Source organism: Nonomuraea candida, assembly GCF_000725485.1.
Taxonomy (GTDB): Bacteria; Actinomycetota; Actinomycetes; order Streptosporangiales; family Streptosporangiaceae; genus Nonomuraea; species Nonomuraea candida.
This window is the reverse complement of record NZ_KL647031.1, coordinates 359,615-377,680: the sequence shown is the minus strand read 5'-3', so window position 1 is coordinate 377,680 and position 18,066 is coordinate 359,615. Positions and strand designations below refer to the sequence as shown.

Below are 18,066 nucleotides of genomic sequence, written 5' to 3'. Positions count from 1 at the left end.
CGGACGCGCGGCAGGCCCTCTTCCGCATCAAGCCGAGGAATTACGACATCGACGTGACCGAGCGCGAGCCCGCTCCGTCCGAGGCGCGCGCGAGCCCACAGCGCAGCGATCAGCATATGAGACCATCGCCACGGGGTCAATCCGGGGCGGAGTCAGTAGGCGATGACCTGGAGCCCCCGCTTTGCCACGATCTTACCGCGACGTTCCCGTGGGACGGAGATCCGCCGTGGGTCGCCGTCGCTCACGTAGCGCTCGCCAGGGTGTTCGTCCAGCCAGTCCAGCCAGTGCTGGGAGCACCACTTGCGGCACTCGCCCTTCATGCCGTTGCTCTGGATCCGCTGGATCGCCCCACGGTCGAACTTTTTCGCGTAGGGCGAAAGCGACGGCTCGGCTCCGGCGAGGAACACGCCCGCGAAATCATACCGCGTGCCGTCCCACGCTCCGGCTCTCGCGGCCTTCCTGTCACGGGGCGGCGACCCGTACGGCAGGGCCATGGTCGTGGAGGGCGGCGCGCCGAGCTTCTTGAGCAGCCGCTCGACCCGGACGATCTGCTCGGCGACCTTCTTCCGCTTCAGCAGGCGCAGGTTGGGATGGGCCCAGGTGTGGTTGGCCACTTCGTATCCGTGTTCGACCAGCCATCGCACCGCCGCCTCCTGGGCGCCCCGCTCGCGCAGCCCGAACGGCTCCCGGTTGACCCAGAACGTGGCCACGGGCCGGAAGCCCGGATGCCGGGCGGCCACCTCCTGGATCACGGCCACGGCGGTGCCGGGCAGCGGGTTTCCGGCCGCGTCCAGCCCGAAGTGGCTGGGGTGGCCGTCGTCGAAGGTCAGCACGACGGGGAACTTCCCGGCCGGCACGTGGATGTCGCCGGTGACGAACTCCCTGGCCGTGATCGGCACGTAGCCCCGCTCCGCCAGCTTCTCCAGCTCCTTCCTGAGCTGGCCGGGCGTGCGGTCGAGCGGGGCGCGCCGCTTGCGCAGGATGCGGTGGTACATCAGGACCGGCACCCGCCCGGCCTCGTTGGCCCGCACCTGCCGGGCGAACTCCGGCGTGGCCACCACCCCGGGCGGCTGCCCGACCGGGGCCAGGGACGGCCGCGGGGACGCGGGCGGGGTGGCCGCGCCCGGCTCCTGCCGCGCCTGCGGCCGGGGGTCGCCGGGTAAGAGGCTCAGGCCGATGAGGGCGACCGTCAGCACCACGATGTTCGCGATGCCGATGATCCGCGGAAGGAACGCTGGTATCCGCACGAAACTCCTGGCCGTTCGGTGAAGACCGCTTCAGGCTAGTGCAGACCCGGCACGGCCCCGCCGCTCCCCTCCCCCGGCCCGGCGAGAAGCCCGGCCGGGAGCCCGGCAAGGAGCCCGGCCGGGAGCCCGGCAAGGAGCCCGGCCGGGAGCCCGTCAGGGAGCCCGTCGCTCAGTGGCCCGCGTCCTCCCAGGTGCGGCCCACGCCCACCGAGACCTCCAGCGGCACCCGCAGGTGGTAGGCGGCGTTCATCTGGTCGCACACGAGCTGCTTGAGCCGCTCCAGCTCGCCCGGCGCCACCTCGAACACCAGCTCGTCGTGCACCTGGAGCAACATCCGCGAGGCCAGCCCCTCCTCGCCGATGGCCTGGCGCACGTTGAGCATGGCGACCTTGATGATGTCGGCGGCCGAGCCCTGGATCGGGGCGTTGAGCGCCATGCGCTCGGCCATCTCGCGGCGCTGGCGGTTGTCGCTGGTGAGGTCGGGCAGGTAGCGGCGGCGGCCCATGATCGTCTCGGTGTAGCCGTCGGCGCGGGCCTGGGAGACGATGGCGTTGAGGAAGTCGCGCACGCCGCCGAACTCCTGGAAGTATTCCTCCTTCAGCGCCCGCGCCTCGGCCACCGGGATGTTGAGCTGCCCCGACAGGCCGAAGTCGGACAGGCCGTAGGCCAGGCCGTAGTTCATGGCCTTGATGCGGGCCCGCAGCTCGCCGTCGATCTGCTCGGGCGGCAGGTCGAAGACCCGGGCCGCGGTGGCCTGGTGGAAGTCGTGGCCCGACTCGAACGCCTCGATGAGCGACTCGTCGCCCGACAGGTGGGCCATGATGCGCAGCTCGATCTGGCTGTAGTCGGCGGTCAGCAGCGTCTCGTAGCCCTCGCCGACCGTGAAGCCCTGCCGGATGCGGCGGCCCTCGGCGGTGCGGATCGGGATGTTCTGCAGGTTGGGCTTCTCCGACGACAGCCGGCCGGTGGCCGCGATGATCTGGTTGAACGTGGTGTGGATGCGGCCGTCGTCGCCGATCTCCTTGATCAGGCCCTCCACCGTGGTGCGCAGCTTCTGCTGGTCGCGGTGGCGCAGCATGATCGTGGGCAGCTCGTGCTCGGTCTGGGTGGCCAGCCAGGCGAGCTGGTCGGCGTCGGTGCTGTAGCCGGTCTTGATCTTCTTGGTCTTGGGCAGGTTGAGCCGGGTGAACAGGATCTCCTGGAGCTGCTTGGGCGAGCCCAGGTTGAACTGCTCGCCGACCGAGCGGTGGGCCTCCTCGACGGCGTGCTTGACCGCGGCGCCGAACTCGGCCTCCAGGCCGGCGAAGTATTCGCTGTCGACGGCGATGCCGGCGCGCTCCATCTCGGCCAGCACCGACAGCAGCGGCAGCTCCACGTCGGCCAGGAGCTGGGTGCCGCCGCGCCCGGCCAGGAAGCTCTCCAGGGCCTGCGCCAGCTCGCGCACGGCGTGGGCGCGCAGCGCGAGGTCCTTGGCCGGGGCGTCCTCGTCGTCGCCGAACAGCGCGGCCTGCCCGCTGGGCTCCTCCTCGGCGCGCAGGTCGCGGTGGAGGTAGCGCCTGGCCAGGTCTTCGAGGGCGAACGTGCGCTGGCCCGGCATCGCCAGGTAGGCGGCCAGGGCGGTGTCGCAGCTCAGGCCACGCAGCTCCATGCCCTGGGCCCACAGGGCCAGGATGGGCCCCTTGGCGTCGTGGACGGCCTTGGGCTTGGTGTCGTCGCCCAGCCAGGCCCGCAGGGCCGCCTCGTCGGCCTCGGTGAGCTTGACGGGGTCGATGTGGGCGGCGGTGCCGTCGGGCGAGGCGATGGCGATGGCGTCGATGCGCCCGGTGCCGCTGCCGTAGGAGCCCTTGAAGGCCAGGCCCGCGCGGCCCTCGGGCAGCGCCCGCAGCCAGCCGGCGACCCGGTCGGGCCCGAGCAGCACGGTCTCGACCTCGAAGCCCTGCTCGGGCTCCTGCTCGCCGGTGCCGAGCACCTTGAAGACGCGCTCGCGCAGCTCGCCGCGGATCTGCAGGGTGTCGAAGAGCTTGTTGATCTCCTCGCGCTCCCACGTGCCCTGCTTGAGGTCGCCGAGCTCGACCTCCAGCGGCACGTCGCGCAGCAGCTCGGTGAGCCGGCGGTTCATCAGCACCTGGGCGACGTGCTCGCGCAGCTTGTCGCCGACCTTGCCCTTGACCTCGTCGACCCGGTCGACCAGCGCGGTCAGCGAGCCGAACTCGCGCACCCACTTGGCGGCGGTCTTCTCCCCCACGCTGGGGATGCTCAGCAGGTTGTCGCTGGGGTCGCCGCGCAGGGCGGCGAAGTCGGGGTATTGGGCGGGGGTCAGGCCGTATTTCTCCTCGACGGCCTCGGGCGTGAACCTGGTCATGTCGCTGATGCCGCGCCGGGTCATCAGGACGGTGACGTGGTCGTTGACCAACTGCAGCGCGTCGCGGTCGCCGGTGACGATCAGGACGTTCATGCCCTGCTCGCCCGCCCGGGTGGCCAGGGTGGCGATGAGGTCGTCGGCCTCGAACCCCGCCTTGGACAGGCGCGGGATGCGCAGCGTGTCGAGCAGCTCGAAGATGAGCTGCATCTGACCGCGGAAGTCTTCCGGGGTCTCGCTCCTGTTGGCCTTGTAGTCGGCGTATTCCTCGTGGCGGAACGTCGGCTCCGACCGGTCGAAGGCCACCGCGACGTGCGTCGGCTGCTCGTCGCGCAGGATGTTGGTCAGCATCGAGGTGAACCCGTAGACCGCCTCGGTGTGCTGACCGTCGGTGGTCATCAGGTTGGCGTCCTTGAGCGCGTAGAACGCGCGATAAGCCAGGGAATGCCCGTCGAGCAACAGCAGGCACGGGCGGCTGGGGGTCACTTCACTCTTCGGCACGTACGCAGCCTAGTCTGCGTCTGCGACAGAAAACCCGAGCTCGGAAGAGTGGAGACATCCCTTTGACGCAGACCAACCCCGTGGACCTCAGCGTGTTCGGCGACCTGCACCAGGGCACGCTCGCCGACCGGATGGGGATCGAGTTCCTGGAGGCCGGCGCGGAGCGGGTCGTGGGCCGGATGCCGGTGGAGGGCAACACGCAGCCGTACGGGCTGTTGCACGGCGGGGCCTCGGTGGTGCTGGCCGAGACGCTCGGCTCGGTGGCCGCGGCCATCCACGCCGGTCCCGAGCGGCTCGCGGTGGGCATCGAGATCAACGCCACCCACCACCGCCCGGCGACCTCCGGTTACGTCAAGGGGGTCGCGACACGGTTGCACGCGGGTCGCTCTTTGGCGACGTATGACATCGTGATCACCGATGAGCAGGGGCGGCGCGTGTGCACCTCCAGGCTCACCTGCATGTTGCGCGACCGCTGACCGTTCGCGTCGCTTCCGTCACTTTCACCGACCCTTTGCGCACGGCCCCCGGGGCTCGCTACGGTTGTCCGAACAGAGCCCGCGGGGAGGCCCAGTAGAAAACGTGTTCGGCCCCACGCGTGCGGGGAGGTTCTCCCGCATACGACAGGGGAGCCCTGCATGGCCCCAAAGGCCATCCCCGCGGGCTCGTCCATGCATTTCCCGCGATCGTTATTGACTCGTTTCCCCAAAGCGCCAGGCGTCTCCGGTGATTTAGCCCCTGACCAGGCTTGTTGTTTCCTCACATGAGTGACACACACATGTCACTAATTGGTGACGAACGATACTGAACCGGGCGTCCCCGGAATAAGCTCCCGCCATTGCATCCCAGTTGTGCCTGCGATGCGCGCGTGTCGAGATGGAGGGGCACAACCCCGCCTTGACCTACTTTGAGGGAGCACCATTGCGCAGAGCCGTGATCGCGTTCACGGCCTTCCTGGGTGGACTCGTCTTCCTGCTCGCCGGTCCGGCTCATGCCGGCCCCGCCGATTGCCAGGGTTTGAGGGGCACACTCACATTCCAAGGCCAGCCAGTGAACGGCGCCAAAATCGTGGTGACCACCGAGGGCGGACAACCCGTCGAGGAGGTCACCAGTAACGCGCAAGGCGCGTGGGACGTCCAGGTTGAAGATCCCGGTAAGTTCAAGGTCACGTTGGATGTCAGCACCATTCCGCAGAACGCCGCGCCACGCGGCGGCGTGAATGTCCGCACCCCGACGGTCTTCGAGGGCAACTGCTCCACCGTCCTGTTCCCGCTCGACCCCAAGGGCGCCGGCGGGCAGCCGCAGCAGGAGGCCACCGGGCAGAGCTCGTTCTGGGGGCAGGCCGCCCAGCTCACCTTCGAGGGCGTCAACCTCGGCCTGATCATCGCCCTGGGCGCGCTCGGCCTGTCGCTCATCTACGGCACCACCGGACTGACGAACTTCGCCCACGGCGAGCTGGTGACGCTCGGCGCGGTCATCGCCTACGCGTTCAACGTCGGCTTCAGCATCCAGCTCATCCCGGCCGCGATCCTGGCCGTCGTGGTCGCCGGCGCGCTGGGCTACGGACAGGACCGATGGTTCTGGGGCCAGCTGCGCAAACGCGGCACCGGCACCATCGCCATGATGATCATCTCGATCGGCGTGGCCATCCTGCTGCGCAACCTCATCCAGTTCTTCTTCGGCGCCCAGACCGAGAGCTTCACCGACTACAACACGCAGGCGGGCATCACGGTCGGCCCGATCAGCGCCGCGCCGAAGAACTTCTGGGCGATCGGCATCGAGCTGGCGGTCCTCGTCGTCGTCGGCCTGGCCCTGATGAAGACCCGCACCGGCAAGGCGGCGCGCGCGGTGTCCGACAACCCGGCCCTGGCCGCCTCCTCCGGCATCAACGTCGACCGCGTCATCCGCATCATCTGGACCGCGGGCGGCGCCATCGCCGCGCTGGCGGGCGTCATGCTCGGCCTGTCGCAGTCGCTGAAGTTCACCATGGGCCAGGACATCCTGCTGCTCATCTTCGCGGGCGTCACGCTCGGCGGGCTCGGCACGGCGTTCGGCGCCCTGATCGGCTCGCTCGTGGTGGGCATCTTCATCCAGGTGTCGACCCTGTGGGTGCCGCCGGAGCTGAAGTCGGTCGGCGCGCTGGCCGTGCTGATCATCGTGCTTCTCTTCCGGCCGCAGGGCATCCTGGGCCGCCGCGAGCGGATCGGCTGACGGGGGTAGGACATGGACTGGCTCACGATTCTCACCACCACCGTCCACGCCGCCATCGGCTGGGAGACCGTGGTGTACGGCCTGGCCGCGATCGGCGTCAACATCCACTTCGGCTACACCGGCCTGCTCAACTTCGGCCAGGCGGCGTTCATGGCCGTGGCCGGCTACGGCCTGGCCGTCTCCGTCACCGTCATGAACCTGCCGTTCTGGATCGGCATCCTGGTCGGCCTGGCCGCCGCCGCGGTGCTCGCGCTGCTGCTGGGCATCCCGACCCTGCAACTGCGGGCCGACTATCTGGCGATCGTGACGATCGCCGCGGCGGAGATCGTCCGGCTCGTCTTCCGCTCGGTGTACTTCAAGGACATCTTCGGCGGCTCCGACGGCCGGCGCGGCTTCAACACCGACTTCTACGCGATGAACCCCTACCCGCCCGGCCGCTACGGCATCGGCCCGTTCGGCTTCGGCGAGCGCACGATGTGGCTGCTCACGGTGGGCTGGATCGTCGTGCTGCTCTGCTGCCTGGTGGTCTACCTGCTGATGAAGAGCCCGTGGGGCCGCGTGCTGAAGGCCATCCGCGAGGACGAGGACGCCGTGCGCGCCCTGGGCAAGAACGTCTTCGCGTACAAGATGCAGTCGCTCATGCTGGGCGGCATCATCGGCTGCTTCGGCGGCTTCTTCTACGGCCTCTACAACGGCTCGGTGCAGCCCGACGTGTTCGGCACGGAGATGACGTTCTTCGCCTACACCATCGTCATCCTCGGCGGCGCCGCCCGCGTGTTCGGGCCGGTCGTCGGCGCGATGATCTTCTGGGTGCTGTTCGTCTTCATCGGCAACACCCTGGCCGAGCTGGTGGCCAACGGGTACATCCCCTTCATGAGCACCATCCAGGTCGGCCCCATCCGCTACGCCCTGGTCGGCCTGGGCTTCATCCTGTTGCTGGTCGTCCGGCCACAGGGCATCTTCGGGGACAAGAGGGAGATCGCCATCGATGCGCGATGACACGATGACCGCAGGCCCGAAGGCCACCGCCCAGGCCGCGTTCAAGGACCTGGCCCGCGAGCCCGGCGTGCCCAAGCCCGACCCCATCCTCGTGGTCGACAACGTGGTGCGCCGCTTCGGCGGCCTGACCGCCGTCGAGGTGAGCCACGTCGAGATCCAGCGCGGCTCCATCACCGCGCTGATCGGCCCCAACGGGGCCGGCAAGACCACCTTCTTCAACCAGCTCACCGGCTTCGACACGGCCGACTCCGGGACGTGGACGTTCAACGGGCGTCCCATGAACGGCCTGCCCGCCCACAAGGTGGTCAGGGCCGGTATGGTGCGCACCTTCCAGCTCACCAAGGCGCTCTCGCGCCTGACCGTGCTGGAGAACATGCGCCTGGGCGCGCAGAAGCAGAAGGGCGAGAGCTTCTGGCGGGCCCTCGTGCCGAGCTTCTGGCGCGAGCAGGAGGACGAGATCACCGAGCGCGCCGAGGAGCTGCTGGCGCGGTTCAAGCTCGACGCCAAGCGCGACGACTTCGCCGGCTCGCTCTCCGGCGGCCAGCGCAAGCTGCTGGAGATGGCCCGCGCGCTCATGGTCAGGCCCGAGCTGGTCATGCTCGACGAGCCGATGGCCGGCGTGAACCCGGCGCTGACGCAGTCGCTGCTCGGCCACGTCAAGGACCTGCGCGAGCAGGGCATGACGGTGCTGTTCGTGGAGCACGACATGGACATGGTCCGCGACATCAGCGACTGGGTGATCGTCATGGCGCAGGGCGCGGTGATCGCCGAGGGCCCGCCCTCGACCATCATGTCCGACCAGCGCGTGATCGACGCCTACCTGGGCGCCCACCACGACGCCCCGCTGTCGGACAGCGAGCTGGCGGCCCAGCTGCACGAGGCCGAGGCCGCCCTGGAGGCCGAGATCCACGACCCCGGGGCCACCAGGTCCGCGAGCACGGCCCCCGGGGCCGAGACCACAGAGGAGACGCAGAAGTGAGCGCCGACGAAGCGCCCGTCGAGGAGGCCCGGTCCAAGGCCGCAGTCACCGACCGCACCGCCCACCTGGAGGGCGCCAAGGACGCGGTGCTGCGCTGCGACGAGCTGATCGCCGGCTACCTGCCCGGCGTCAACATCCTCAACGGCTCCGACCTGTACGTGAAGGAAGGCGAGCTGATCGGCATCATCGGCCCCAACGGCGCCGGGAAGTCGACACTACTCAAGGCCATGTTCGGGCTGGTCAACATCCGCAGCGGCACGGTGCTGCTCAAGGGCGAGAACATCACGAACATGAAGGCGCACTCGCTGGTCTCCCGCGGCGTGGGCTACGTGCCGCAGACCAACAACGTCTTCCCCAGCCTCACCATCGAGGAGAACCTCGAGATGGGCGCCTACCAGGTGCCGGGGAAGTTCAAGGAGCGCTTCGAGTTCGTGGCCGAGCTGTTCCCCGCGCTCAAGGAGCGGCGCAAGCAGCGCGCCGGCTCCCTGTCGGGCGGTGAGCGGCAGATGGTGGCGATGGCCAGGGCGCTCATGACCGAGCCGTCGGTGCTGCTGCTCGACGAGCCGTCGGCCGGTCTGTCGCCCAAGCTGCAGGACCTGGTCTTCATCCAGGCCCAGCAGATCAACAAGGCCGGCGTGACCGTGATCATGGTGGAGCAGAACGCGCGGCGCTGCCTGCAGATCTGCCACCGCGGCTACGTCCTGGACCAGGGCCGCAACGCCTACACCGGCACCGGGCGGCAGCTCGCCAACGACCCCAAGGTCATCGAGCTGTACCTCGGCACGCTGGCCAAGGCGTAACCACCGCGCCGAGAAACGGGGAAGGGGCTCCCGCCGGGCCCTTTCCCCGTTCTTTCATGTGGGACGTGGCGCGGGGCCGAGGGCAGCGGGAAGGGCCCGGTCACGGGGTGACCGGGCCCTTCCTCGACGTGCTGGCGACTGTGCGGGAGAGGTGTCAGCCGGCGATGTTGCCGGTGCGGTACTCCAGCGCCTTGGTGCCGTACTTGTTGTCGTCGCCGTACTGGTAGATGCCGATCGTGGCGACCGCCGGGTCACCGGCCTCGTCGAACTCGACCGGGCCGCTGACGCCCTCGTAGTCGATGTCCGTGCCGGCCTTCAGCAGGTCCACGCACTCCTTGAAGTTCTTGCACTTCGTGCCGCCCTTGCTGACCTCCATCAGCTTGGCCGCGATGTCCACGCCCGCGTCGCTCTTGGCGGCCTCGGCGGCCAGCGCGATCAGGTTCGCCGCGTCGTAGGACTCGGGGGCGTAGCTGAAGTCCTCCAGGTCCTTGTTGATCTCAAGGAGCTTCTTCTGGAAGTCCTCCGGCGAGGCCGCGCCGGGGATGGTGCCCTTGACGCCCTTCAGCGTGCCCTTCGGCATCTTGACGTAGTTGGTGTTGGAGGTGTTGCCGTCGACCATGTACCACTTGTGCTTGTCGGCCGGCATGCCCTGCTTGACCAGCTCCTGGATGACCTTGGAGGTCTCCTCGAAGCCGATCAGCACGATGCCCTTGGGGTTCTTGGCCTTGATCTTGGCGACGTCGGCGGAGAAGTCGGCCGCCTTCGGGTCGTAGTCGACGCGCTCGACCACCTGGCCACCGCCGTCGGTGACCGTCTTCTGCACCTGGTCGGCCAGGCCGGTGCCGTAGGAGTCCTGCATGGCCAGGATGCCGACCGTGTCGTTGCCGTCGGCCACGACCAGGTCGCCGAGCACGCGGCCCTGCAGCTTGTCCGGCGGGGAGGTGCGGAAGTACAGGCCCTTGTCCTCGATCGTGGTGAACTTGTCGGAGGTGTTGGCCGGTGAGAAGTGGATGACACCCGCGCCCGTGATCTTGTCGATGACCGACTCCGACACCGACGAGGAGGCGGCGCCGATGATGGCGTCGGCCTTCTGCGCCAGCAGCTTGTCCACCGACTGCGAGGCGATGTTCGTGGTCGTGTCACCGGAGTCGGTGTCGAACTTGGCCACCGGCTTGCCGAGCACGCCGCCGGCCTCGTTGATCTCCTTCAGGGCGAGGTCGACCCCCGCGAACTCGGGCGGGCCGAGGAACGCCAGGGAACCGGTCTGGGGCAGCAGCGTGCCGAGGGTGAGCGTGCCATCGCCCTTCGCCGCCGGTGCGGACGACGAGGCCGGTGCGGCACTCGGGGAAGTCTGCGTGGCGGTGTCACCGCCACCACCACCGCAGGCTGTCAGGGCCAGGCTGGTGGCAGCCACGACAGCCAGCGCCCGTCCCACGGGAGCAATGCGGATCATGAAGTGTCTCCTTCATTTCCAGGCCGGGATCCGTCAGCACCGCCGAGCGTTCCCGATCGAATGACGGAAACGTACAAAATCGGTGCAGACTCCAACCAGGTCCGCTGGGGAACTGTCGGCACTTGGATGCGGAGTCGTAATCAGTCCTCAACTTACGGACCTGTGTGAGGAGGCTTAATGTGCGACGGGTGAAGCGCATTACCCTCCCGCTCGCGCTGGCCCTACTCGTAACCGGTTGCGGTTCGCCGGAACCGGCCTCTCCCCCGCCCGCCGATCCGCCGCCGGGAGTGTCCGTCTCACTGGCGCAATGGCGTTCCGACGAGCCTGTTCACCAGCTTCAGGTGGCTGTCCGAAATATTGGAGAAACACCGGTTTATTTTGCTGATGTCCAGCTTGTCACGCCATCCTTCAAAACGATGCCGCCACAACGGGCCGACGCGGTCATCGGGAAAACCGAGCGCACGGACCTGCCCATCCCGTACGGCGCCGCCAACTGCCTGCCCCAGGGCCTGCCCGAGGTCGGCCCCGCCACCGTCGTGGCCCACGTCGGTGGCGGCTCCGCGCCGCCGCGCAAGGTCGTCTTCCGGGTGCCGCACCCCGATCCGCTGCTGGCCAGGCTGCTGCGCGACGAGTGCTCGGAGTTCCTGATCAAGCAGGCGGCAGGCATCGAGTTCGGCCCGGAGTGGAAGGAGTCGGGCAAGGTCATGCGGGGGAACCTGGTGGTCACCAGGCGCGGGCCGGGCACGGTGACGCTCAACGAGATGGGCGGCACCACGCACTACATCGTCACCGCCGGGGGCAGGCCCCTGGGCACGCTGGCCGCCGGGGCGCAGCGGCTGGAGGTGCCGGTCGAGCTCACCCCTGGCCGGTGCGACCCGCACGCGTTCGCCGAGGCCAAGAAGGCGTTCCTGTTCCCGGTGCGGGCCGCGATCGACGGGGGCGAGGAGCGCGTGGTGATCGTGACGCCGCCCCAGCCGCTGCAGCACCGCCTCATCGCGTACGCGATGCGGGCCTGCGGCCTGGGCGAGCGGAGCACCGGGCCCGCCGGCTGACCCGCGGGCCCGGCCGATGAGACCTGGGCCGGTGAGTCCTGAGCCGCCCGGTCGGCTCCGGGCACGGCCGCCGGTCGGTACGGGTCCGGCCGGTGGTGCCCCGGGCCCGGAAAGGGTGGGTTTCCGGGCCCGGGCGGGATGACCCGGGAGGTCAGCCCTCGATGTTGCCGGTGCGGTACTCCAGCGCCTTGCCGGGGTACTTGTTGTCGTCGCCGTACTGGTAGACGCCGATCGTGGCCACGGCCGGGTCACCGGCGTCGTTGAACTCGATCGGGCCGCTGACGCCGTCGTAGTCGATGTCCTTGCCGGCCTTCAGCAGGTCGGCGCACTCCTTGAAGCTCTTGCACTTCTCGCCGCCCTTGCTCACCTCGGGCAGCTTGGCGGCGATCGACTTGCCGGAGTCGTCCTTGGCGGCCTCGGCGGCCAGCGCGATGAGGTTCGCCGCGTCGTACGACTCGGCGGCGTAGGTGAAGTCGTCGAGGTCCGGGGAGATCTCCTTGAGCTTCTTCCTGAACTCGTCCGGCGCCTCGGCGCCCGGGATGGTGCCCTTGACGCCCTTGAGCGTGCCCTTGGGCATCTTCAGGTAGTTGGTGTTCGACATGGTGCCGTCCACCATGTACCACTTCACCTTGTCGGCGGTCAGGCCCTGCTTGACCAGCTCGGCCACGACCTTGGCGCCCTCCTCGAAGCCGATCAGCACGATCGCCTTCGGGTTCTTGGCCTTGATCTTGGCGACGTCGGCGGAGAACTCGGGGGCCTTCGGGTCGTAGTCGACCCGCTCCACGACGCTGGCGCCGGCCTCCTCGGCCGTCTTGGTGATCTGGTCGGCCAGGCCCGAGCCGTAGGAGTCCTGCATGGCCAGGATGCCGACGGTGTCGTTGCCGTCGGCCACGACCAGGTCACCGAGCACGCGGCCCTGCAGCTTGTCCGGCGGCGCGGTACGGAAGTACAGGCCGTTGTCGCTGATCGTGGTGAACTTGTCGGAGGTGTTGGCCGGCGAGAACTGCACCACCCCGGCCCCCGTGACCTTGTCGATGATCGACTCGGACACCGAGGAGGAGGCGGCGCCGATGATGGCGTCGGCCTGCTGCGCCAGCAGCTTGTCCACCGACTGCGAGGCGATGTTGGTGGTGGTGTCGCCCGAGTCCATATGGATCTTGGTGACCGGCTTGCCGAGGACGCCACCGGCCTCGTTGATCTCCTTGACGGCCTGGTCCACGCCGGCGAACTCGGGCGGGCCGAGGAACGCCAGCGAACCGGTCTGCGGCAGGACCGTGCCGAGGGTCAGCGTGCCGTCGCCCTTCGCCGCCGGCGCCGAGGAGGCCGCCGTGGACGGCGCAGCGGAGGCGGGCTGCTGGGCGGCCGTGTCGCCACCGCCGCCACAAGCAGTCAGGGCCAGGCTCGCCGCGGCCGCGACGGCCAGCACGCGCCCCGCTGGAGCAATGCGGTTCATGAAAGAGACTCCCCCAATCTCGGCGAAGAGACGATCACCTCCGCCGGTTTTACGAGTTCAGCTTGCCTGTCCCGTGCCGAGATGGGGAGTTCTTACGCGGCTTTTATGCTGATTTGTAATGTCCCAAACACCCATCGTCATGGTGTGTTTCAGGAGAGTTACGGCCATGAAGCTGCCCTGATCCGAAATATCCGGATCAGGGCAGAAATGGGCGATCAGCCGGTGATCTTACCCTGGCGATATTCGACCGCCTTGGCGGCGTTGAACCGGTTGTTGGGGCCGTACTGGTAGACGCCGATCGTGGCGACCGTCGGATCGCCCGCGTCATTGAAGTCCACCGGCCCGCTGACGCCGTCATAGTCGATGTCCGTGCCGGCCTTCAGCAGGTCGGCGCACTCCTTGAAGCCGGTGCACTTGCTGCCGCCCTTGCTCACCTCGACCAGCTCGGCCGCGATCGCCTGGCCCGAGTCGTTCTTGGCCGCCTCGGCGGCCAGCGCGACGAGCATCACGGCGTCGTACGACTCCGCCGCGTAGGTGTACTCCGCCAGCTCCGGATTCACCACCAGCAGCCGCTTCTGGAACGCCTCCGGCGCCTCCGCCCCCGGGATCGTGCCCTTGACGCCGTCGAGCGTGCCCTTGGGCATCTGCAGGAAGTTGGTGTTGGAGGTGTTGCCGTCGACCATGTACCACTTGTGCTTGTCGCTGGTCAGCCCCTGCTTGACCAGCTCCTGCACCACCTTCGAGGTCTCCTCGAAGCCGATCAGCACGATGCCCTTGGGGTTCTTGGCCTTGATCCTGGCCACGTCGGCGGAGAAGTCGGCCGCCTTCGGGTCGTAGTCCACCCGCTCGGCCACCTGGGCGCCGGCGTCCGTGACCGTCTGCTCCACCTGGTCGGCCAGGCCGGTGCCGTAGGAGTCCTGCATCGCCAGGATGCCCACTGTGTCGTTGCCGTCGGCCACCACCAGGTCCCCCAGCACCCGGCCCTGCAGCTTGTCCGGCGGCGCCGTACGGAAGTACAGGCCCTTGTCCTCGATCGTGGTGAACTTGTCGGAGGTGTTGGCCGGCGAGAAGTGCACGGCCCCCGCCCCGGTGATCTTGTCGATCACCGACTCCGACACCGACGACGAGGCCGCCCCGATGATCGCGTCGGCCTTCTGCGCCAGCAGCTTGTCCACCGACTGCGAGGCGATGTTCGTGGTCGTGTCACCGGAGTCGGTGTCGTGCTCGGTCACCGGCTTGTCCAGCACCCCGCCGGCCTCGTTGATCTCCTTGAGCGCCAGGTCGACGCCCCCGAACATGGGCGGGCCCAGATAGGCCAGCGAGCCCGTCTGCGGCAGCAGGGTGCCGATCGTCAGCGTGCCGTCCCCCTGCGCGACCGCGGGCGAGGAGGGCGCGGCCGGCGTGGCACTCGTGGTGCCGGAACCGGCGCCGGTGCCGCCGGACGAGCACGCCGCCAGCGCCAGGCATGCGGCTGTGGCCGCGAGCGGCGCACGAAAAATGCGGATCATGGAAAGCGTCTCCGATCGAAGATGAGCGAACCTTCCGTCCGCCCATCAGTTACGCGCCGGGACGCCAGCCGCGTAAGCTCCCGAAGCCGGTTGGATGCCCAGTCGTGACCGCACCACAACCCGCCGGGTCAAATCACTTGATATAGGGCTTTTTCAGGACCGCTCCGCCGCATCGTCTATAACGATCTGAGCAACCTCGCGCATGCTCAACCGGCGGTCCATCGACGCCTTCTGGATCCACCGGAACGCCTGCGGCTCGGTCCAGCCGTGCTGCGCCATCAACTGCCCCTTGGCCCGCTCGACCAGCTTCCTGGTCTCCAGCCGCTCCGACAGGCTCGACACCTCGGCCGCCAGCGCGACCATCTCCTCGTGCCTGCTCACCGCCATCTCGATCGCCGGCACCAGATCCGCCTTGGTGAACGGCTTGACCAGGTAGGCCATCGCCCCGGCGTCCCTCGCCCGCTCCACCAGGTCGCGCTGCGAGAAGGCGGTCAGGATGAGGCACGGGGCGATCCGCTCGGACACGATCCGCTCGGCCGCCGAGATGCCGTCGAGCACGGGCATCTTCACGTCGAGGATCACGAGGTCGGGTTTCAGGTCGGCGGCCAGCCGGATCGCCTGCTCACCGTCACCGGCCTCGCCCACGACGACGTAGCCGTCCTCCTGGAGCATCTCCTTGAGGTCGAGGCGGATCAGGGCCTCGTCTTCCGCGATCACTACTCGCCGCTGCGTACTCACGAGCAGAAGAGTACAGATGTCCGGTAGATTAGATCCACGCCGGTGCGGCTCGGGCACGACACCCCGAGATCACAGACCGGACATATGCCGCCCCGGTAGACCAACGGCAGAGTCGATGGCCTCAAAATCCATACAGTGTGGGTTCGAATCCCACCCGGGGCACCGACCCGACCCCCGTCCCTCCCGGCCGGGGGTCTTTTCGCCCCACCCCTCGCCACACCGCGCATGGGGCTCACTCCGCCGCGTCACGAAGGCGCGCTCCTGACGCCGCGATGAGAGCGTGACGGTCCCGGAACTGTCGGTGACTTCTGTCACGCTCGGTCCATGCACCCCCGCCACACCGTGGAGCGCGCCCTCGGCCTCTCGGCCCAGGGCCGGTCCGACCGTCAGGTGGCCGAGCTGTGCGGCGTGTCCGTCGGCGCCGTCCGGAAGTGGCGCACCGGCGCCCGCCGCGCCCGCGACGGCGCGGACCCGCGCCGCCGCCGCTCCTGCCCCCGCTGCCACGGCCGCCCGCTCGACGCCGCCGCCTACGCCCACCTGCTCGGGCTCTACCTCGGCGACGGCCACATCGTGCGCGAGGCCAAGCAGGTCTACCGCCTCACCCTCTACTGCGACGCCCGCCGGCCGGGCCTGATCGAGGAGGCCGCCCGTGCCATGGCGCTGGTCATGCCCACCTCATCGGTCGGCCGGCGCCGCCGCAAGGGCTGCACGGAGGTCAGCAGCCGCTCCACGCACTGGGCGTGCCTCTTCCCGCAGCATGGCCCCGGCAAGAAGCACGAGCGGACGATAGTGCTGGAAGCGTGGCAGCAGGAGATCGTCGCGAGGCATCCGGACAAGTTCGTCAGGGGGCTGATCCACTCCGACGGCTGCCGCGGGGTGAACCGCGTGCGCCGCGAGCTGCCCGGCGGGGCCCGGTGGTACGAATATCCGCGCTACCACTTCAAGAACGAGTCGCGCGACATCCTGGCCCTGTGCTGCGCCGCTCTCGACCTGCTCGGCGTGGCCTGGCGCTTCAACAACCGCAACGAGCTCTCGGTCGCCCGGCGGGAGGCGGTGGAGCTGCTCGACCGGCACGTGGGACCGAAATACTGAGGCCGGGGGCAGACGGGGACGGACGGGGCGGACGGGGGACGGACAGGGGACGGACGAGGGCGGACGGGGGCGCGCGGGCTCCGGCCCCGCGGCACATGCTGCGTGGGGACTTCGCGGACGGGGCGCGCGGCCGGCCTCGGGGCGCATGCCGCGCGCGTGGGGACTTTTCGGGATGGCTCCCACCGGGAATAGGCGTTTCAAGATCGATGAATACGGGGGTGGGCGGATGGCGCTGAGCGTGACGGCGCGGGAGACGTTCCTGGCGGAGCCGCACATCGCGAGTCTGGCCGTCGAGGCGGGCACCGGCCGGGCGCCGCTGACCGTGCCGGTCTGGTACGACTACAGCCCCGGGGGCGAGCTGCGGTTCCTGACCGACGGTGACTCGCGGAAGGCGCGGCTGATCGCGAAGGCGGGCCGGTTCTCGGTCCTGGTGCAGCGCGTCAGCCCGACCTACCGCTACGTCTCGGTGGAGGGGCCGGTGGTCCGTTCGGGGCCGACGACACTGGACGACCTGACCCGCATCGCGGCCCGCTACCTGCCGCCCGACGCCGTGTCGGGCTACGTGCAGGGCTCCGACCTCAACATGCTCGTGACGTTCCGGATGCGGCCCGAGCACTGGCTGTCGGCCGACCTCGGGGCCCTGGGCTGACCTGCGAAACGGTATTTTTGGGCCCGTGACTGCTATCGATCCTGCTCCGACCGGCGCCTTCGGCGTCGGCCTGGCCACCATCGCCGCCGACGGCACCGTACTCGACACCTGGTTCCCCGCGCCCGAGCTGGGCGACCCGCCCGTGAAGGGCACGCAGCGGCTCTCCGCCGAGGAGGCCGGTGAGCTGGCCGAGCTGGTCGGCCCCGACGCGGCGCGGGGTGTGGAGGTCGTGGCGGTGCGCACCGGCATCGCCGACCTCTCCGAGCCGCCGGCGGACACGCACGACGTCTGGCTGCGCCTGCACCTGCTGTCCACGCGGCTGATCCGGCCCCACGGCGCCAGCCTGGAGGGCCAGTTCGGGCTGCTGGCCAACGTGGTCTGGACGAACTACGGGCCGTGCCCGGTGCCGGACTTCGAGCGCACGCGGCTGCGGCTGCGGGCGAAGGGGCCGGTCGCGGTGTACGGGGTGGACAAGTTCCCGCGCATGGTGGACTACGTGATGCCGTCGGGCGTGCGGATCGCCGACGCCGACCGGGTGCGGCTGGGCGCCCACCTGGCCGAGGGCACCACGGTCATGCACGAGGGCTTCGTCAACTTCAACGCCGGCACGCTGGGCGCGGCGATGATCGAGGGCCGGGTCTCGGCGGGCGTGGTCGTCGGCGACCACTCCGACGTCGGCGGCGGCGCCTCGATCATGGGGACGCTGTCGGGCGGCGGCAAGCAGGTCATCTCGATCGGCGAGCGCTGCCTGCTGGGCGCCAACTCGGGTCTGGGCATCTCGCTGGGCGACGACTGCGTGGTGGAGGCCGGCCTGTACGTGACGGCGGGCACCCGGGTCACCCTGCCCGACGGCAAGGTGGTCAAGGCGGCCGAGCTGTCGGGGTCGAACGGCATGCTGCTGCGGCGCAACTCGCAGTCGGGCGCGGTGGAGGCGCTGCCCCGCAAGGGCAACGGCATCGAGCTGAACGCGGCCCTGCACGCCAACGACTGAACGCGGCCCTGCACGCCACCGACTGATCGCCTTCGCC

The 18,066-nt window shown here is 69.3% G+C and carries 15 protein-coding genes and 1 tRNA gene; 10 read left to right on the top strand and 6 right to left on the bottom strand.

All coding sequences use genetic code 11. The annotated features are described in order from the left end of the window. Window positions 1–152: 152 nt before the first annotated feature. Together IO39_RS45650 and polA are read right to left on the bottom strand one after the other, a co-directional pair. Window positions 153–1,247 (bottom strand): polysaccharide deacetylase family protein, encoded by a 1,095-nt coding sequence (locus IO39_RS45650; protein WP_043638839.1) that lies wholly within the window; start codon window positions 1,245–1,247, stop codon window positions 153–155. A gap of 169 nt (window positions 1,248–1,416) precedes the next feature. Beyond that, the gene (polA, locus tag IO39_RS45645) at window positions 1,417–4,107 is read right to left on the bottom strand and encodes a DNA polymerase I (protein WP_043638837.1); all 2,691 of its coding nucleotides are present in this window, start codon (window positions 4,105–4,107) and stop codon (window positions 1,417–1,419) included. Window positions 4,108–4,238: 131 nt separating this feature from the next. Between polA and IO39_RS45640 the strand changes: the two genes are divergently transcribed. The 5 genes from IO39_RS45640 (at window position 4,239) to IO39_RS45620 (ending at window position 9,093) form a co-directional block, all read left to right on the top strand. Beyond that, window positions 4,239–4,583 carry a hotdog fold thioesterase gene (locus IO39_RS45640; RefSeq protein WP_084774692.1) on the top strand — a complete coding sequence of 115 codons (345 nt, stop codon included), beginning with the start codon at window positions 4,239–4,241 and terminating at the stop codon, window positions 4,581–4,583. A gap of 571 nt (window positions 4,584–5,154) precedes the next feature. Then, on the top strand, window positions 5,155–6,315 hold the full coding sequence (locus IO39_RS45635; protein WP_043638832.1) for a branched-chain amino acid ABC transporter permease: 1,161 nt from the start codon (window positions 5,155–5,157) through the stop codon (window positions 6,313–6,315). A gap of 12 nt (window positions 6,316–6,327) precedes the next feature. Further along, on the top strand, window positions 6,328–7,314 hold the full coding sequence (locus IO39_RS45630) for a branched-chain amino acid ABC transporter permease (RefSeq protein ID WP_043638828.1): 987 nt from the start codon (window positions 6,328–6,330) through the stop codon (window positions 7,312–7,314). Between the two features lie 4 nt (window positions 7,315–7,318). Further along, entirely contained in the window at window positions 7,319–8,293 is a 975-nt protein-coding gene (locus IO39_RS45625) for an ABC transporter ATP-binding protein (protein WP_245642665.1), read from the top strand. Further along, entirely contained in the window at window positions 8,290–9,093 is an 804-nt protein-coding gene (locus IO39_RS45620; RefSeq protein ID WP_043638825.1) for an ABC transporter ATP-binding protein, read from the top strand. Before IO39_RS45625 ends, IO39_RS45620 begins: the two co-directional genes overlap by 4 nt. Before the next feature lie 154 nt (window positions 9,094–9,247). Here IO39_RS45620 and IO39_RS45615 read toward each other — a convergent pair whose 3' ends face one another. Next, complete coding sequence (locus tag IO39_RS45615; RefSeq protein WP_043638822.1) at window positions 9,248–10,546, bottom strand: ABC transporter substrate-binding protein; 1,299 nt, start codon at window positions 10,544–10,546, stop codon at window positions 9,248–9,250. 416 nt (window positions 10,547–10,962) lie between these two features. On the opposite strand from IO39_RS45615, the gene IO39_RS51660 reads away from it, so the two are divergent. Beyond that, window positions 10,963–11,598, top strand: a complete 636-nt coding sequence (locus IO39_RS51660) for a hypothetical protein (RefSeq protein ID WP_052424209.1) — start codon at window positions 10,963–10,965, stop codon at window positions 11,596–11,598. A gap of 151 nt (window positions 11,599–11,749) precedes the next feature. Here the strand turns inward: IO39_RS51660 and IO39_RS45605 are convergent, their stop codons facing one another. The 3 genes from IO39_RS45605 to IO39_RS45595 form a co-directional block, all read right to left on the bottom strand. Continuing rightward, window positions 11,750–13,051, bottom strand: coding sequence for an ABC transporter substrate-binding protein (locus tag IO39_RS45605; protein ID WP_043638819.1), 1,302 nt, complete (start codon window positions 13,049–13,051; stop codon window positions 11,750–11,752). 215 nt (window positions 13,052–13,266) lie between these two features. After that, window positions 13,267–14,559: an ABC transporter substrate-binding protein gene (locus IO39_RS45600; RefSeq protein WP_043638816.1), complete on the bottom strand. Its 1,293-nt coding sequence runs from the start codon at window positions 14,557–14,559 to the stop codon at window positions 13,267–13,269. Window positions 14,560–14,712: 153 nt separating this feature from the next. Further along, on the bottom strand, window positions 14,713–15,297 hold the full coding sequence (locus IO39_RS45595; RefSeq protein WP_245642636.1) for an ANTAR domain-containing response regulator: 585 nt from the start codon (window positions 15,295–15,297) through the stop codon (window positions 14,713–14,715). Window positions 15,298–15,386: 89 nt separating this feature from the next. Between IO39_RS45595 and IO39_RS45590 the strand changes: the two genes are divergently transcribed. The 4 genes from IO39_RS45590 to dapD all read left to right on the top strand — a co-directional run bounded on the left by IO39_RS45590 (window position 15,387) and on the right by dapD (window position 18,029). Next, window positions 15,387–15,459, top strand: a tRNA-Leu gene (locus IO39_RS45590). Window positions 15,460–15,621: 162 nt separating this feature from the next. Next, complete coding sequence (locus IO39_RS45585) at window positions 15,622–16,389, top strand: helix-turn-helix domain-containing protein (RefSeq protein ID WP_043638810.1); 768 nt, start codon at window positions 15,622–15,624, stop codon at window positions 16,387–16,389. Window positions 16,390–16,615: 226 nt separating this feature from the next. Further along, the gene (locus IO39_RS45580; RefSeq protein ID WP_043638808.1) at window positions 16,616–17,038 is read left to right on the top strand and encodes a pyridoxamine 5'-phosphate oxidase family protein; all 423 of its coding nucleotides are present in this window, start codon (window positions 16,616–16,618) and stop codon (window positions 17,036–17,038) included. A 25-nt stretch (window positions 17,039–17,063) separates the two neighbouring features. Next, window positions 17,064–18,029, top strand: coding sequence for a 2,3,4,5-tetrahydropyridine-2,6-dicarboxylate N-succinyltransferase (gene dapD / locus IO39_RS45575; protein WP_043638805.1), 966 nt, complete (start codon window positions 17,064–17,066; stop codon window positions 18,027–18,029). The last annotated feature ends 37 nt before the right edge of the window (window positions 18,030–18,066 follow it).

Coding starts and splice junctions, on each gene's coding strand:
- IO39_RS45640 (WP_084774692.1), top strand. CDS start 4,239: ATGGGGATCGAGTTCCTGGAGGCCGGCGCGGAGCGGGTCGTGGGCCGG.
- IO39_RS45630 (WP_043638828.1), top strand. CDS start 6,328: ATGGACTGGCTCACGATTCTCACCACCACCGTCCACGCCGCCATCGGC.
- IO39_RS45625 (WP_245642665.1), top strand. CDS start 7,319: ATGACCGCAGGCCCGAAGGCCACCGCCCAGGCCGCGTTCAAGGACCTG.
- IO39_RS45615 (WP_043638822.1), bottom strand. CDS start 10,546: ATGATCCGCATTGCTCCCGTGGGACGGGCGCTGGCTGTCGTGGCTGCC.
- IO39_RS51660 (WP_052424209.1), top strand. CDS start 10,963: ATGCCGCCACAACGGGCCGACGCGGTCATCGGGAAAACCGAGCGCACG.
- IO39_RS45605 (WP_043638819.1), bottom strand. CDS start 13,051: ATGAACCGCATTGCTCCAGCGGGGCGCGTGCTGGCCGTCGCGGCCGCG.
- IO39_RS45600 (WP_043638816.1), bottom strand. CDS start 14,559: ATGATCCGCATTTTTCGTGCGCCGCTCGCGGCCACAGCCGCATGCCTG.
- IO39_RS45585 (WP_043638810.1), top strand. CDS start 15,622: ATGCACCCCCGCCACACCGTGGAGCGCGCCCTCGGCCTCTCGGCCCAG.
- IO39_RS45580 (WP_043638808.1), top strand. CDS start 16,616: ATGGCGCTGAGCGTGACGGCGCGGGAGACGTTCCTGGCGGAGCCGCAC.